Source organism: Hydrogenophaga sp. GW101-3F08 (assembly GCF_059424585.1).
In genome coordinates, this window is the sequence record NZ_JBWKZP010000003.1 from 416,837 (window position 1) to 431,759 (window position 14,923).

The 14,923-nt window shown below is 69.5% G+C and carries 14 protein-coding genes; 8 read left to right on the forward strand and 6 right to left on the reverse strand.

Annotation, left to right across the window (positions count from 1 at the left end; genetic code table 11):
• The first annotated feature begins 14 nt into the window (after positions 1-14).
• Genes AC07YZ_RS11400 through AC07YZ_RS11415 form a run of 4 tightly spaced genes read left to right on the forward strand, consistent with a single transcriptional unit; the run spans position 15 to position 3,361 of the window.
• A complete protein-coding gene (locus AC07YZ_RS11400; RefSeq protein ID WP_226491296.1) occupies positions 15-1,301 on the forward strand; it encodes an L-fuconate dehydratase in 1,287 nt (428 codons plus the stop codon).
• Positions 1,298-2,191, forward strand: coding sequence for an L-fucono-1,5-lactonase (locus AC07YZ_RS11405; RefSeq protein ID WP_226491295.1), 894 nt, complete (start codon positions 1,298-1,300; stop codon positions 2,189-2,191). Before AC07YZ_RS11400 ends, AC07YZ_RS11405 begins: the two co-directional genes overlap by 4 nt.
• A 32-nt stretch (positions 2,192-2,223) precedes the next feature.
• Positions 2,224-3,000 (forward strand): L-fucose dehydrogenase, encoded by a 777-nt coding sequence (locus AC07YZ_RS11410; protein ID WP_226491294.1) that lies wholly within the window; start codon positions 2,224-2,226, stop codon positions 2,998-3,000.
• A 22-nt stretch (positions 3,001-3,022) separates the two neighbouring features.
• Positions 3,023-3,361 carry an L-rhamnose mutarotase gene (locus AC07YZ_RS11415; protein WP_494794809.1) on the forward strand — a complete coding sequence of 113 codons (339 nt, stop codon included), beginning with the start codon at positions 3,023-3,025 and terminating at the stop codon, positions 3,359-3,361.
• 682 nt (positions 3,362-4,043) lie between these two features.
• On the opposite strand, the gene eutC is transcribed toward AC07YZ_RS11415, so the two are convergent.
• From eutC to eat, 3 genes are all read right to left on the reverse strand, one after another.
• The gene (gene eutC / locus AC07YZ_RS11420; protein WP_494794810.1) at positions 4,044-4,880 is read right to left on the reverse strand and encodes an ethanolamine ammonia-lyase subunit EutC; all 837 of its coding nucleotides are present in this window, start codon (positions 4,878-4,880) and stop codon (positions 4,044-4,046) included.
• Positions 4,877-6,211, reverse strand: a complete 1,335-nt coding sequence (locus tag AC07YZ_RS11425; RefSeq protein WP_494794900.1) for an ethanolamine ammonia-lyase subunit EutB — start codon at positions 6,209-6,211, stop codon at positions 4,877-4,879. Before AC07YZ_RS11425 ends, eutC begins: the two co-directional genes overlap by 4 nt.
• Before the next feature lie 246 nt (positions 6,212-6,457).
• Positions 6,458-7,849, reverse strand: a complete 1,392-nt coding sequence (eat, locus tag AC07YZ_RS11430; protein WP_226491290.1) for an ethanolamine permease — start codon at positions 7,847-7,849, stop codon at positions 6,458-6,460.
• A gap of 222 nt (positions 7,850-8,071) precedes the next feature.
• Here eat and AC07YZ_RS11435 point away from each other — a divergent pair, with 222 nt between their 5' ends.
• From AC07YZ_RS11435 to AC07YZ_RS11450, 4 genes are all read left to right on the forward strand, one after another.
• Positions 8,072-9,046 carry a helix-turn-helix domain-containing protein gene (locus AC07YZ_RS11435; RefSeq protein ID WP_226491289.1) on the forward strand — a complete coding sequence of 325 codons (975 nt, stop codon included), beginning with the start codon at positions 8,072-8,074 and terminating at the stop codon, positions 9,044-9,046.
• A gap of 265 nt (positions 9,047-9,311) precedes the next feature.
• Positions 9,312-9,992 (forward strand): LysE/ArgO family amino acid transporter, encoded by a 681-nt coding sequence (locus tag AC07YZ_RS11440; RefSeq protein ID WP_494794811.1) that lies wholly within the window; start codon positions 9,312-9,314, stop codon positions 9,990-9,992.
• A gap of 83 nt (positions 9,993-10,075) precedes the next feature.
• Positions 10,076-11,749 carry a flavin monoamine oxidase family protein gene (locus AC07YZ_RS11445; RefSeq protein WP_226491287.1) on the forward strand — a complete coding sequence of 558 codons (1,674 nt, stop codon included), beginning with the start codon at positions 10,076-10,078 and terminating at the stop codon, positions 11,747-11,749.
• 26 nt (positions 11,750-11,775) lie between these two features.
• Entirely contained in the window at positions 11,776-12,600 is an 825-nt protein-coding gene (locus tag AC07YZ_RS11450) for a carbon-nitrogen hydrolase family protein (RefSeq protein WP_494794812.1), read from the forward strand.
• Here the strand turns inward: AC07YZ_RS11450 and AC07YZ_RS11455 are convergent.
• From AC07YZ_RS11455 to AC07YZ_RS11465, 3 genes are all read right to left on the reverse strand, one after another.
• Positions 12,597-13,373 (reverse strand): S1 family peptidase, encoded by a 777-nt coding sequence (locus AC07YZ_RS11455; protein ID WP_494794813.1) that lies wholly within the window; start codon positions 13,371-13,373, stop codon positions 12,597-12,599. The two genes, AC07YZ_RS11450 and AC07YZ_RS11455, sit on opposite strands and share 4 nt — an antisense overlap.
• 88 nt (positions 13,374-13,461) lie before the next feature.
• Positions 13,462-14,394, reverse strand: coding sequence for a LysR family transcriptional regulator (locus AC07YZ_RS11460; protein WP_226491284.1), 933 nt, complete (start codon positions 14,392-14,394; stop codon positions 13,462-13,464).
• A gap of 108 nt (positions 14,395-14,502) precedes the next feature.
• On the reverse strand, positions 14,503-14,886 hold the full coding sequence (locus tag AC07YZ_RS11465) for a DUF4189 domain-containing protein (RefSeq protein ID WP_494794814.1): 384 nt from the start codon (positions 14,884-14,886) through the stop codon (positions 14,503-14,505).
• Positions 14,887-14,923: the final 37 nt, after the last annotated feature.

Consider the following 14,923-nt stretch of genomic DNA (forward strand, 5'->3'; position numbering starts at 1 on the left):
ACACAGGTACCGAGATGAGCGTCATCGTTTCCATGCGCGTCGTAGACGTGCGCTTCCCCACGTCCCAACACCTGGATGGCTCGGACGCCATGAATCCGGACCCGGACTATTCCGCGGCCTATGTGATTCTGGAGACCGACCTGCCCGGTCTGGAGGGCCACGGCCTGACCTTCACCATCGGGCGCGGCAATGAAATCTGCTGCGCCGCCATCGAGGCCATGCGCCACCTGGTGGTGGGCCTGGACATGGCCTGGGTGACCGAGGACATGGGCCGCTTCTGGCGCTACATCACGTCGGACAGCCAGCTGCGCTGGATCGGCCCCGACAAGGGCGCGATCCACCTGGCCACGGGCGCGGTGGTCAACGCCGTGTGGGACCTGTGGGCCAAGCAGGAAGGCGTGCCGGTGTGGGAACTGGTGGCGCGTATGAGCCCCGAGGAAATCGTCAAGCTGATCGACTTCCGCTACATCACCGACTGCATCACACCCGAAGAAGCCCTGGCCCTGCTCAAGGAGCGCGCCGTGGGCAAGGAAGAGCGCTGGGAAACGCTGGAGCGCGAAGGCTACCCCTGCTACACCACCTCGGCCGGCTGGCTGGGCTACGACGACGACAAACTGCGCCGCCTCTGCCAGGAGGCCATCGACGCCGGCTTCAACCACATCAAGCTCAAGGTGGGCCGCGACAAGGCCGACGACATCCGCCGCCTGCGCATCGCGCGCGAGGTGCTCGGGCCGAACCGCCACCTCATGATCGACGCCAACCAGGTGTGGGAAGTGAACCAGGCCGTGGACTGGGTGCGCGAACTGGCTTTCGCCAAGCCCTGGTTCATCGAAGAGCCCACCAGCCCGGACGACATCGAAGGCCACCGCGTGATCCGCGAGGGCGTGGCCCCGGTGAAGGTGGCCACGGGCGAGATGTGCCAGAACCGCATCGTCTTCAAGCAGCTCATCATGCGCGGCGCCATCGACGTGGTGCAAATCGATGCCTGCCGCCTGGGCGGTGTGAACGAGATCCTGGCCGTGATGCTGATGGCCGCCAAGTACAAGCTGCCGGTGTGCCCGCACGCGGGCGGCGTGGGCTTGTGCGAGTACGTGCAACACCTCTCGATGATCGACTACCTGTGCATCGCCGGCACCCGCGTGGGTCGCGTGATCGAGTACGTGGACCACCTGCACGAACATTTCAGGGATCCTTGCGTCATCCGGGGCGCGGCCTACATGCCGCCGCGGGCCGCGGGCTTCTCGATCGAGATGAAGCCGGCGTCCCTGAAGCAGTACGAATTCCAGCCCCGGGCCGCATGAAGATCGACACCCACCAGCACTTCTGGCGCTACAGCGCGCCGGAGTTTCCCTGGATCAGCGAGGCCATGCCGGCCCTGCGGCGCGACTGCCTGCCGTCCGACAACGCGGCGGCCATGCGCACGGCCGGCGTGGACGGTGTGGTGGCCGTGCAGGCGCGCACGCTGGCCGACGAGACCGACTTCCTGCTGGGGCTGGCCGACCAGTGCCCCGAGGTGCTGGGCGTGGTGGGCTGGGCCGACCTGGGCGCCGCCGATCTGGAGCCCCGGCTGCGGGCCTGGTGCGCACACCCGGCCTTCAAGGGCCTGCGCCACATCCTGCAGGACGAGGCCGATGCATCGGCCTGGGTGGCCGCGCCGGCCCACCAGCGCGGCCTGCAAACGCTGCAACGGCAGCAGCGCGTGTACGACGTGCTGGTGTTTGAACACCAGTTGCCCGCCGCGGTGGCGCTGTGCGCCCGCCACGACGCGCACTGGCTGGTGCTCGACCATGTGGGCAAACCCGCGCTGCGCGACTGGGTTGACGCAGGAGCGCAGGCCTCGCCCGGCTGGGGCCACGCCCTGCGCGAGCTCGCGGCGATGCCGCACGTGATGTGCAAGCTCTCCGGCGCGGTGACCGAAACCGACTGGCTGAACAACCACGGCCTGACGCTGCAAGACACCCGCAACATCCTCGCCTGCTTCGACCAGGCGCTGGAGGCGTTCGGCCCGCAGCGCCTGATGTTCGGCTCCGACTGGCCGGTGTGCCAGTTGTCATCCTCGTACGACGTGGTGCACGGCCTGGCCGAGCAGTGGGCGCGCTCGCGCCTGAATGCCGCGGAGCAAGAGGCGTTCTGGAGCGGCAACGCCCTGCGCTGTTACGACCTGAGCCCGCCGCCGCCCGCCATTCCATAAGACCCCGACAACCCCCAAAGAGAAACGTTTCCATGGACCTGCATCTGAAAGACAAAGTGGTCATCGTCACCGGTGGCGCCAGCGGCATCGGCGCCGCCATCTCGCTCACCCTGGCCCAGGAGGGCGCCGTGCCCGTGATCCTGGGCAAGAGCCCGATGTCGGCGGCGTTCACGCAGCAGCTGCAGGCCACGGGGGCGCGCCACCGGTTCATCCAGCTGGAGCTGTCCGACGAGGCCGCCTGCGCCGCCGCGGTGGCGCAGACGGTGGGCGAGTTCGGCCGCATCGACGGCCTGGTGAACAACGCAGGCGTCAACGACAGCGTGGGCCTGGACGCCGGGCGCGACGCCTTCCTCGGTTCGCTGGAGCGCAACCTGATCCACTACTACGTGATGGCGCATTACTGCGTGCCGCACCTGAAGGCCACGCGCGGCGCCATCGTCAACGTGTCGTCCAAGACCGCGCTCACGGGCCAGGGCAACACCAGCGGCTACACCGCGTCCAAGGGCGCGCAACTGTCCCTGACCCGGGAGTGGGCCGCCTCCCTGCTCGCCGACGGCGTGCGGGTGAACGCGGTGCTGCCCGCCGAGGTCATGACACCGCTGTACGCGCGCTGGATCGAGAGCTTCGAAAACCCCGAAGACAAGCTCGCCAGCATCACGCGCAAGATCCCGCTCGGCCAGCGCATGACCACCTCGGAAGAGATCGCGCGCACCTGCGTGTTCCTGTTGTCGGACGCCTCGTCCCACACCACCGGGCAATGGTTGTTCGTCGATGGGGGCTACACCCATCTGGACCGCGCCCTGTCCTGAGCAAGCCACCGAAGGAGCCCGCATGCGCTACGCCCTGGCACTCGATCTGGTGGACGACGCCCAACGCATCGCCGAGTACGAACAGGCCCACGAACGCATCTGGCCCGAGGTGCGCGACCACCTGCGCGCGCAGGGTGTGCTGGACATGGAGATCTACCGCCTGGGCACGCGCCTGTTCATGGTGATGGAGGTGGACCCCGCCGTGTACAGCGTGCAGGCCATGGCCGAGGCCTCGCTGGCCAACCCGGACATTCAGCGCTGGGAGACGCTGATGTGGACCTACCAGGCACCCACGCCCTGGACGCCGGCAGGGGAAAAGTGGGTATTCATGGACCGTATCTTTTCCCTCGCCAGCCAGTAGCCTGCCGAGGGGCGCTGCTCGCTCCCTCCTTTTCATCGTCTGCCTAGATGCTCTGTCGCTGAACGGGCGGTGTCGTTCGTTGCACCTCGCGCGCTGCGGCAGGCGCTGCCCGGCGGGGGCTCATACTGGGACGGTCGGCGCTTTGCGCCGACTCCGCTACGCCCACCAGCCTGGGGCCGGCGCGGCCAAACTCGCTGCGTTCGCTGCGCTCTCTCCGCTCAAACAATGGCCGCGAGTCAGAAACGAAGCGCGCACTTGCGCGCCCGGCCCCAGGCTGGCGGTCACAGCCGCCCCAGAAATCGCCCCCACCGGACAGCGCCTGCCGCAGCAAGAAATGAAGTGGCTCTCTACCGGTGGAGAACCCACACCTTTTCTGCCAAGGCGTGCGTGGGCAAGCCGCAGCGCGCCTTGTGAGGCGCCGAGAAGCGCAGTGGCCGTGGCCGCGCGCGCAGCGCGCTTCGTTGTCTGACTCGTCGCACTTGTTTGAGCGGAGAGAGCGCAGCGAACGCAGCGAGTTGTGCGACGGGCCACGGCCGCGAGCATCGCAGGGGAGTCGGCGCATCGCGCCGACCGCCTCACTGAAGCGCTGCGGCCTGTCCGCGCACGCCTTGGCACGCGAGGTGCCACGAACGAGACCTTCCGTTCACCCACACGGCATCCGGCAAAACCCGGAAGAGGCCCCTCAACCCCCAGCAATGGCCGCCGGGCTCACCATGGGCAGGCCGCTGTGGTCCTTGAGCCCCACGCCCGTGACGCCCAGACGGCGGCCTTCGCCGACCAGCCAGGCCAGGCGCCGCGCGGCGGTGACCACGTCCTGCCCGGCCGGCCGCACGTTGGAGATGCAGTTGCGTTGCGCGTCGGTGCAGCCCAGCCGGGGCGCGTGGGTGAGGTAGATGCCCACGCTGTCGGGCGAGCTCAGGCCCGGGCGTTCGCCCACGATCATGGCCACCATGGCCGCGCCCAGCAGCTGGCCCACCTCGTCGGCCACCGCCACACGGGCCTGGCGCACCAGCACCAGCGGGCCCAGGCGCAGGGCCGGGTCGAGCGCGTCTCGGATGGCGCCGAGCAGGGGCACGGCGTGCTGCTGGATGCCCAGCGCCGACAGGCCGTCGCCCAGCACCAGCACCAGATCGGGTGCGCCGCCGGCGGGCGCCGCGTCGACCCGGCTCTGTGCCAGGCGGGTGGCGCTGTCGGTGTCCAGGCGCCGGCCCAGGTCGGGCCGCAGGAGGTATTCGTGCCGGTCGCGCGCCTGGCTCTGCAGCACCAGCGGGGCCGGCCAGCCGGCCGAGCGCAGGCCGTCCTGCAGCGCCTCGGTGTCCAGTGGCAGGTGGATCGCGTCGCGCGCCTGGGCGTGGGCGAGCGCGAAGTCCAGCACCTCGCGCGTGGGCAGGCTGACCCCGCTGCGGCCGAGCGCGATGCGCGCCGGCGTGTGGCGGCGCAGGTGGGCCCAGGGGTCCGGGCCGGGCGCATCGGGGAGCACGGGGAGCACGGGGAGCGTGGGCGGTGGGGGTTGGGTCATGGCGTCTCTGGCAGCGCCCACAGCGTGGCGGGCAAGGCGGGCTGGCGCGGCGCGGGCAGCAGCTGGCCCTGCGCGCCGGTCACACCCACGCCCTGCAGCCAGGCCTCGAACTCGGGCGCGCGTTTGAGGCCCAGCAGCTCGCGCAGCACCAGCGCGTCGTGGAACGAGGTGCTCTGGTAGTTCAGCATCACGTCGTCGGCACCGGGCACGCCGATCAGGAAGTTCAGCCCCGCGGTGGCCAGCAGCACCATGAGGTTGTCCATGTCGTCGCTGTCGGCCTCGGCGTGGTTGGTGTAGCAGATGTCGCAGCCCATGGGCAGGCCCAGCAGCTTGCCGCAGAAGTGGTCTTCCAGGCCGGCGCGGGTGATCTGCTTGCCGTCGTACAGGTACTCGGGGCCGATGAAGCCGACCACGGTGTTCACCAGCAGCGGCTGGTAGCGCCGCGCCACGGCGTAGGCGCGGGCCTCGCAGGTCTGCTGGTCCACGCCGTGGTGGGCGTTGGCCGACAGGGCGCTGCCCTGGCCGGTCTCGAAATACATCACGTTGTGGCCCACCGTGCCCCGGCCCAGCGCCTGGGCCATGGCGTGGGCTTCGTCGAGCAGGGCCAGGTCGATGCCGAAGGAGTGGTTGGCGGCCTGGGTGCCGGCGATGGACTGGAACACCAGGTCCACCGGCGCGCCCAGCTGCATGGCCTGCATGGTGTTGGTGACGTGGGTAAGCACGCAGGTCTGGGTGGGGATGGCGCCGCGCGCCAGCACCTCGGCCAGCAGGTGGTTCAGCCGCACCAGGTCGGGCACGCTGTCGGACACCGGGTTGATGCCGACCACCGCGTCGCCCGCGCCGTGCATCAGGCCGTCGATCATGCTGGCGACGATGCCGGCGGGGTCGTCGGTGGGGTGGTTGGGCTGCAGCCGCACCGAGAGGTGGCCGCGCAGGCCCTGGGTGTTGCGAAAGCGGGTGATCACCTCGCAGCGGCGCGCCACCAGCATCAGGTCCTGGTTGCGCATGAGCTTGCTCACGGCGGCCACCATCTCGGGCGTGAGGCCGGGCGCGAGCCGGCACAGCGCCTCGGGCGTGGCCTGCACGCCGAGCAGCCAGTCGCGAAAACCGCCCACGGTGAGCGAGGCCACCGGGGCGAAGGCGGCGGCGTCGTGGCTGTCGATGATGAGCCGGGTGACCTCGTCGTCTTCGTAGGGGATGAGTGCTTCGTCCAGAAAGCGCCGCAGCGGCACGTCGGCCAGCACCCAGCGCGCGGCCACGCGCTCCTGCTCGGTGGCGGCGGCCAGGCCGGCCAGGCAGTCGCCCGAGCGCAGGGGCGTGGCCTTGGCCATGACCTCGCGCAGGTTCTCGAAACGGTAGGCGCGCTGCCCGAGGGTGGTGCCCAGACTCACGGATGCATCCTTTCAGCCAGCAGGTTCGACCTGATCCCAGTTCTTCCACCACGCCGTGCGCGACCCATGGCGCACGAAGTGGTCCAGCCGGGAGACACCGTCGGGCCGGCTCTGCCGGACGACTGGTGTCGCCCCCTGGAGGGGGTCGCGCGCAGCGCGGCGGGGGGTGTTCAGTCTAAGGAGCTTTCATTCCACCACGCCCAGCATGGCATCCACCGGGGCGGCGTCGCGCTGCGCGGAAGTGACCCGGAAGTAGCCGTAGGCCAGTGCCATCAGGCCCAGGAACAGCACCGAGAGCATGGCGTTGAAGTACACCACCGCGAGCAGGCACACCAGGCCACAGACCAGGGCAATCGCCGGAAACAGCGGGTAGAACGGTGCGCGGAACGGACGCTCCAGCAGCGGTTCGCTGGCGCGCAGCTTGAACAGCGCGGCCATGGAGATGATGTACATCACCAGCGCGCCCAGCACGGCCATGGTCACGATGTTGGCGGTGAGCGGCAGGCCGCCGAAGCTGACCCATTCGTCGCTGAAGACGGCGATCACGCCGATCACGCCGCCGCCCACCAGGGCGCGCACCGGGGTCTTGAAACGCGGGTGCACCTTGGCGAAGTAGGCGGGCAGGTAGCCGGCGCGGGCCAGGGCGAACATCTGGCGCGAGTAGCCCAGGATGATGCCGTGGAACGAGGCCACCAGGCCGAACAGGCCGATCCACACCAGCATGTGCAGCCAGGTGCTGGACTCACCCACCACCATCTTCATGGCCTGGGGCAGCGGGTCGTTGATGTTGGAGAGCTGTTTCCAGTCGCCCACGCCACCGGCCATGACCATCACCAGGAAGGCCAGCGCCACCAGGGTGAGGATGCCGGTGATGTAGGCCACGGGGATGGTGCGGCGCGGTTCCTTGGCTTCTTCGGCGGCCATGGCGGCGCCTTCAATGGCCAGGAAGAACCAGATGGCAAAGGGGATGGAGGCGAAGATGCCGGCCCAGGTGCCCATGGTGAATTCGCTGGAACCGGCCCAGCCGTTGGCGGTGAAATTGGCCAGCGACCAGCCGGGCGCGACCACGCCGGCGAACACCAGCAGCTCGGCCACGGCCAGCAGGGTCACCACCAGCTCGAACATGGCGGCGATGCCCACGCCCAGAGCGTTGAGGGTGATGAAGATGGCGTAGGCGCCCAGCGCCGCCATCTTGGGGTCGAGCGAGGGGAACTGCAGCCCCAGGTAGGCGCCGATGGCCAGCGAGATCGCCGGCGGCGCGAAGACGAACTCCACCAGCGTGGCGAAGCCCGCGATGAAACCGCCGGTGGGGCCGAAGGCGCGCCGGGCGTAGGCGAAGGGACCGCCGGCGTGGGGGATGGCGGTGGACAGCTCGGTGAAGCTGAAGATGAAGGTGGTGTACATCAGCGCCACGAACACCGTGGCCAGCAGAAAGCCCAGGGTGCCCGCGCTGGCCCAGCCATAGCTCCAGCCGAAGTATTCGCCGGAAATGACCAGACCGACGGCGATGCCCCAGAGGGAGAAGACGCCCAGCACGGGCTTGAGCTCGCGCGATACCTGTTTGGGGGGGGTTGACATGTTGTTGCTCGCATCCAGAGTCGCCCGAAACGGCTCGGGCAGCCTGGGGCGCAGTGTGTCCAATCCGGTGCGCCCGGTGGTATCCCGTTTGGGCAAGCGTCGGGGCCCGGGCCGCATTTTTTCCGATTCGGGATAGCGTGGGGCGGGTTTTCCTGCAGAGCGCCCGGTGGCATGAAACTTGATACTCAGGCCCGGCCAGAACCCCGTCCGAAGGAGCACGCCATGTTGGTGCAGTCCGACACCGCCGCCGCCTGCTTCCGCGTCAAACGCACGCAGGATGTGGACATCCACGCCCGCAACCTGGACGCCTGGGAGCAACACTACGAGCAGACGTCCGCCGGCGCATTCAGCGGCGAGGTGCGCGAGCTGGTCGACCACGACCTGCAGGTGTTCGAGGAGGTGGCCAATTGCGCCACCAACCAGCGCTGCCGGCCCTGGCACGGCGGCGTCTGGATCGGCCTGGCCGTGCCGGAGACCGATGGCGGGCTGCGCTTCATGGGCCGCCCGACCAGCGGCCTGCAGCTCATGCTGGCCTGTGGCGACACCCCGTTCGACCTCCAGGTGCCGGCCGGCCACGGCCTCTACGGCATGGTGCTGGACCAGGCACAGCTGGTGCAACACGCCCAGGCGCTGCACCACCGGCCCTGGCCCGAGGACTGGGCCGGTGTGCCGCAGGTGCAGGCGCTGACGGCGCTGCAGCGTTACCGGCTGGTGGGCCTGGTGCGCGAGGTGCTGCGCAGCCTGCAGAGCCAGCCCGAGGTGCTGCTCCACGCGGCCAGCCGCCGCACGCTGCGCGAAGCCCTGCTGACCGTGCTCAGCGACATCGTGATGCCCCAGACACTGAGCGAGGCCGTCAACCCCCGGCAGCAGCGGCGCCAGGAGCTGGTGCACCGGGTGCGGGAGCTGGTGTTCGAACAGCCCGACGAACCGCTGAGCGTGGCCGAGCTGTGCACCCGCCTGCACGTGACGCGGCGGACCCTGCAGAACTGTTTCCAGGAGGCGCTGGGCATGAGCCCGGCGAGCTACCTGCGCACCGTGCGGCTCAACGCGGTGCGGCGCGCCCTGCGCGAAGGACCGCCCGCGACCACCATCGCCGACACCGCCGCGCGCTGGGGCTTCTGGCACATGGGCCACTTCTCCCAGGAGTACAAGGTCCTGTTTGGCGAGACACCGTCGCAGACCCGCCAGCAGATTTGAAACACCCCCGCCGCGCTGCGCGCGACCCCCTGAAAGGGGGCAACGCGTGCGGCCTGGCGAAGCCAGTTCCGCCGCGTTCTCGGTTGGGGTGCGGCGCTCCGGAGAGGTTCTCCCCTGTACTGCTGACCTCATTAAGTTAATAAAAATTAAACCAAACTCAGTTTTGGTTAATACCCATTAACTTCAAGCGCGGTTCAAGCACACTCGGTTCGCGTCACACACCCGGGCCAACGCCCGAACCGAACCCGCTTGCGAGGAACCCACCATGTCCGCCCTGGCCTTCACACTGCCGCCCCTGCCCGCTTTTCTCTCGCCCGCCTTCACCGCCGGCATGGTGCTGAGCATGTCGCTGATCATGGCGATCGGCCCGCAAAACGCCCATGTGCTGCGCATGGGCCTGCAGCGCCAGCACCTGTGGCTCACCGTGGCGGTGTGCGCGCTGTCCGACGTGGTGCTGATCTCGCTGGGGGTGCTCGGTCTGGCCCAGCTCGGTGGCCTGTCCGACAAGCTGCAGGGCGCCCTGGTGGGGGCCGGCATGCTGTTCCTCTCGGTGTACGGCTGGCAGGCGTTCCAGCGTTTTCTGCGCCCCGGCGAGCTGCCCGGCGCCATGGGCGACGCGCCCACTGAGGCCGCCGGCCCGGTGGCGAAGCCGGTCTCGCGCAGCCGGGCGGTGCTGTCGGCCCTGGCTTTTTCCTGGCTCAACCCGCACGCCTGGCTCGACACCGCCGTGTTGATCGGCTCGGCCTCCCTGGCCTATGGCCAGCGCAGCGCCGTGTTCGGCTTGGGCGCTGCGGCGGGCTCGGTGGTGTGGTTCTTCGCGCTGGGCGCGGCCGCGTTCTGGCTCGGCCGCCGGCTCAACTCGCTGCGGGTCTGGCGCGCGCTCGACGGCCTGGTCGCGCTCATGATGTGGGGCACGGCGGGCTGGCTCATGATGAGCCTGACCTAACCCCCGCGCCGACCTTCTGGCCGTCGCCACACACACACCTGAACCGGATCAACGCGGCACCTCCCCTCTCCAGATTGCGCCCCATGAACACCACCCGCCCCGCCACCGCCCCCGTCACCATCTTCGGCCCGGACTTCCCATTCGCCTTTGACGACTGGATCACCCACCCGCAGGGGCTGGGCGAGCTGCCGCCGGAGCGGCTGGGCAGCGAGGTCGCCATCGTGGGCGCGGGCATGGCCGGCATGGTGGCGGCCTACGAGCTGATGAAACTGGGCTTGAAGCCGGTGGTCTACGAGGCTTCGCGCATGGGCGGGCGGCTGCGCTCGCAGCCGTTTGAGGGCGGCCAGGGCGTGGTGGCCGAGCTCGGCGGCATGCGCTTTCCGGCGTCGAGCACGGCGTTTTTCCATTACGTGAACCGGCTCGGCCTGCGGACCCGGCCCTTCCCCAACCCGCTCACGCCCGCCGCGGGCTGCACCGTGATCGACCTCGAAGGCCAGACCCACTGGGCGCGCGACCTGGCCGATCTGCCGCCGCTGTTTGCCGAGGTGGCCGAAGCCTGGGCCAGCGCGCTGGAAGACGGCGCCGGCTTCAGCGGCCTGCAGCAGGCGCTGCGCGAGCGCGACGTGCCGCGCCTCAAAGCCCTGTGGGACCGCCTGGTGCCGCTGTGGGACGACCGCACCTTTTACGACTTCGTGGCGCAGTCCCCCGCCTTTGCCGCGCTCTCGTTCCGCCACCGCGAGGTGTTTGGCCAGGTGGGCTTCGGCACCGGCGGCTGGGACTCGGACTTCCCCAACTCCATGCTGGAGATCCTGCGCGTGGTGCTCACGGGCTGCGACGAAAACCAGCACCTGATCGTGGGCGGCGCCCAGCAGGTGCCCGTGGGCCTGTGGCACCACGCGCCCGCCGCGCACGAGCTGCGCCACTGGCCGGCGGGCACCACGCTGGCCGGCCTGCACCACGGCGCGCCGCGCCCGGGCGTGACGGCCATCGCGCGCGCGCCCGACGGCCAGCTCGCGCTGACCGACACCTGGGGCAACACGCGCCACTACCCGGCCGCGCTCACCACCTGCCAGAGCTGGCTGCTGACCACGCAGATCGCGGTGGAAGAGACGCTGTTTTCGCAGAAGCACTGGATGGCGCTGGACCGCACGCGCTACATGCAGTCGAGCAAGACCTTCGTCATGGTGGACCGCCCGTTCTGGAACGACCTGAAGGCCAACGGCTGGCCCACGCTGGGCATGACGCTCACCGACCGCCTCACGCGCGGCACCTACCTGTTCGACAACGGGCCGGACCAGCCGGGCGTGATCTGCCTGAGTTACGCCTGGATGGGCGACGCGCTCAAGATGCTGCCGCACGACACGCACAAGCGCGTGCAGCTCGCACTTTCGGCGCTGCAGAAGATCTACCCCGACGTGGACATCGCCAGCCACATCGTGGGCGACCCGATCAGCGTGTCGTGGGAAGCCGACCCGCATTTCCTCGGCGCCTTCAAGGGCGCCCTGCCCGGCCACTACCGCTACAACCACCGCATGTACAGCCACTTCATGCAGGACGCCTTTCCCGAAGCCGAGCGCGGCATCTTCATCGCCGGCGACGACGTGTCCTGGACGCCGGCCTGGGTCGAGGGCGCGGTACAGACCTCGCTGAACGCGGTCTGGGGCATCGTGCGCCACCTGGGCGGACGGTGCCACGCCGCGAACCCGGGGCCGGGCGATGTGTTCGCGCAGATCGGCCCGATGGCCTTGCCCGAGTAGATGAAACACCCCCGCCGCGCACCTCCATGAACACCGAACCGCTCACCCTCGCCCTCTGGCAAACCCCTTACGCCGCCACCCCAGCCGAGGCGCTGCAGCGGCTCGACGACGCGGCCGCCCGGGCCCGCGCGCAGGGCGCGCAGCTGCTGCTGTGTCCCGAGATGGGTCTCACCGGTTACGCCATCGGCGCCGAGCGCGTGCGGGATCTGGCCGAGCCGGCCGACGGCGCGCTGGCGCAGGCCGTGGCCGTCATCGCGCAGCGCCACGGCCTCGGCATCGTCTACGGCTACCCCGAACACAACCCGCTGGGCCCACCCTTCAACGCCGTGCAGGCCATCGGCCCCGACGGCCGGTCGCAGGCCCGCTACCGCAAGACCCACCTCTACGGCGCCATGGACCGCGCGCAGTTCAGCGCGGGCGAGACGGCCTCGCAGGTGTTCGTATGGCGCGGCTGGCGCCTGGGCCTGCTGATCTGCTACGACGTGGAGTTTCCCGAGACCGTGCGCCTGCTGGCGCTGCAAGGGGTGGACGCGGTGCTGGTGCCCACGGCCAACATGGCGGCGTTCGACGAGGTACCCCAGCTGCTGGTGCCCGCGCGGGCCTGCGAAAACCGGGTGTTCGTGGCCTACGCCAACGCCTGTGGCCAGGAAAACGGCACCGCCTATGGTGGCCTGAGCACCGTGGCCGACGCCACGGGCGCGGTGCTGGCGCGCGCCGGGCGCGGCGAGGAACTGTTGTGGGTGACGCTGGACCCGAGCGCTTTGGCCGCAGCTCGCGGGCACAGCTATCTGGAGAGCCGGCGCAGCGGGCTGTACGGCCCACTCATCGGAACCCCGTCAACCCCTGTTTAGATCGTGGCCGCCTCAGGCACCTGGGCCCGGATGAAGCTCTGCACCGCCGGGCTCTGCAGGTTGGTGTAGTACGAATAATCGTCGGCGCCACAACTGGTGGCCGTGCCAAACGAGGTGATGCCGATCAGGCCATTGCCCGCACCGGTCTGGCGGTACATGGGGCCACCGGAATCGCCGCCGCAGGTGTTGCTGCCAGCGCCGCCCGTGTAATGGTGTCCCAGCTGCGCCGTCTTGACCATTTCAAGGGTGACCGTGCCGACGGCCAGCTGGAACCCGGGACCACCCCAGCCCGCCACGAACACCGACTGCCCCACCGCAGCCGGCTGGCTCACCAGCAGCGGCATGGTGGGGTTGGGCAGCGCCGCGGGCAGGAAGATCACCGCCACGTCGTTCACAAACCCCTCTGCCGTCCACTGGAACCCCGGGTGGGCCACCCAGCGGCTGGCGTTCATCTCGCCCGCGCTGCCGTCGGCGCGCCAGACCGGCGTCACCACCCGGCGCACGCTGCCGCGTACGCAGTGGGCGGCGGTGAGGATCTTGTCGCTGCTGATCATGGTGCCGGAGCAGGCGGACACCGCACCCGCGGAATTCACCACATACAGCAGCACCACGGGCGAGAGCTCGGGCGTGGCGCAGTTGGTGCCATTGAGGACCTTGGGCGACAGGCCCAGGCTGCCACATTGCGTTTCGGCGACCGATGCGCCATCGCCGCCGCCGCAGCCGGCCAGCAACAGCACCAGCGCCATCCCCAGACCTTGAATCCATCGCCGCATATCGCTCCCTCTTTCCATTGGTGGGTGGTTTTCAACAGATTCCGCACATCGCGGAGGGCTTGCGCCCGGGCATCACTGTAGCGCCAATTCAGGCCCGTCCTGCCGACCAGAAATCGGGCTGGCTGTAGTGGTGCTTGAGGAAGTCGATCCACAGCCGCACGCGCAACGCCAGGTGTTTGCGCTGTGGAAACAGGGCAAAGATGCCATTGGGCGGGGCGGCGAATTCGTCGAGCACGCTCTGCAGCCGCCCGGCCGCGATGTCGGCCTCGACCTCCCAGGCGCTGCGCCAGGCGATGCCGTAGCCCGCCAGACACCACTCGTGCAGCACCTGCCCGTCCGAACAATCGAGCGGGCCGCCCGGGCGCAGGTGCACGATCTCGGCGCCCTCGCCGCCGGCCGCCGGCACGGAAAACGCCCAGCCCCGCGTCTGGGACGCGTCGGAGGACAGCGTGAGGCAGTCAAAGCGCACCAGATCGGCCGGGTTCGCGGGGCGGCCGTGCTGCTGCAGGTATCTCGGCGTGGCCACGCACAGGCGGCGGTTGTCGGCCAGGCGCACGCTCACCAGGGAAGAGTCGGCCAGATCGCCCACGCGCACCGCGCAGTCGTAGGCCTCGCCGGCCACGTCCACCACGCGGTCGCTCAGGTTGAGCGAGATCGTCACCTCGGGGTGCAGCTCTCGAAAGCGGGGCACCAGCGGCGCCACGTGGCGGCGGCCAAAGCCGGCCGGCGCGGTGAGGCGCAAATGCCCACTGGCCTTGACGCCGCCGGCGCTGACACTGGCTTCGGCATTGGCCAGGTCGGTCAGCAGGCGCTGGCAGTCTTCCAGAAAGGCACTGCCTTCGTGCGTGAGCGTGATGCGGCGCGTGGTGCGCACCATGAGCTTGACGCCAAGACGGGACTCCAGCCCGTCAAGCCGGCGGCCGATGATGGCCGGCGCCACCCCCTCGGCCTTGGCCGCGGCGGTGAGGCTGCCGCGCGTGGCCACGGCCACAAAGGTTTCGAGCTGCTTGAGCTTGTCCATGGGGGGCCAGATTACCGCATCAAAGCGGGGTAATCAACGGCCACCTCGGGTTCATTTTTTACCAAATTCGCAACATTGGCGGCCACGCCGCCGTATCCGCTCAACCGTTCAGTTGCACTGCGCCGGCAGATTGGGGATCTCGCCACAACCCACCGCACCCTGGGCGGTGCACGCGTTGTTGGCCGCCGTCTGGGCGTCGAACGCCGAGCCGCCGGCCGCCGCCGCGATCACCAGGGTCTGGCCGATGGTGCCGGCGGACGCGGCCCCACAGTCCTCGAACTGCAGCACCACCGTGCAGTCGTTCGCGTCGCACTCGTCGCGCGCCTCGTCGTTGGCGACCGACTGGGTCAGTTCCCCGGCGGAAATGGCCACCCGGTTCGTGGACGTGCTCACCGCAACCGCGCCGTAGCCGTCGTCATTCCCGCCGCAAGCGGCCACCGTCAGAGACACCAGCAGTGCCGCGGTCCAGCGCAGCGATTGAGAGTCCGTCATACCAACCTCCTTGAAAAGATGCAAAGTCACAAAGACC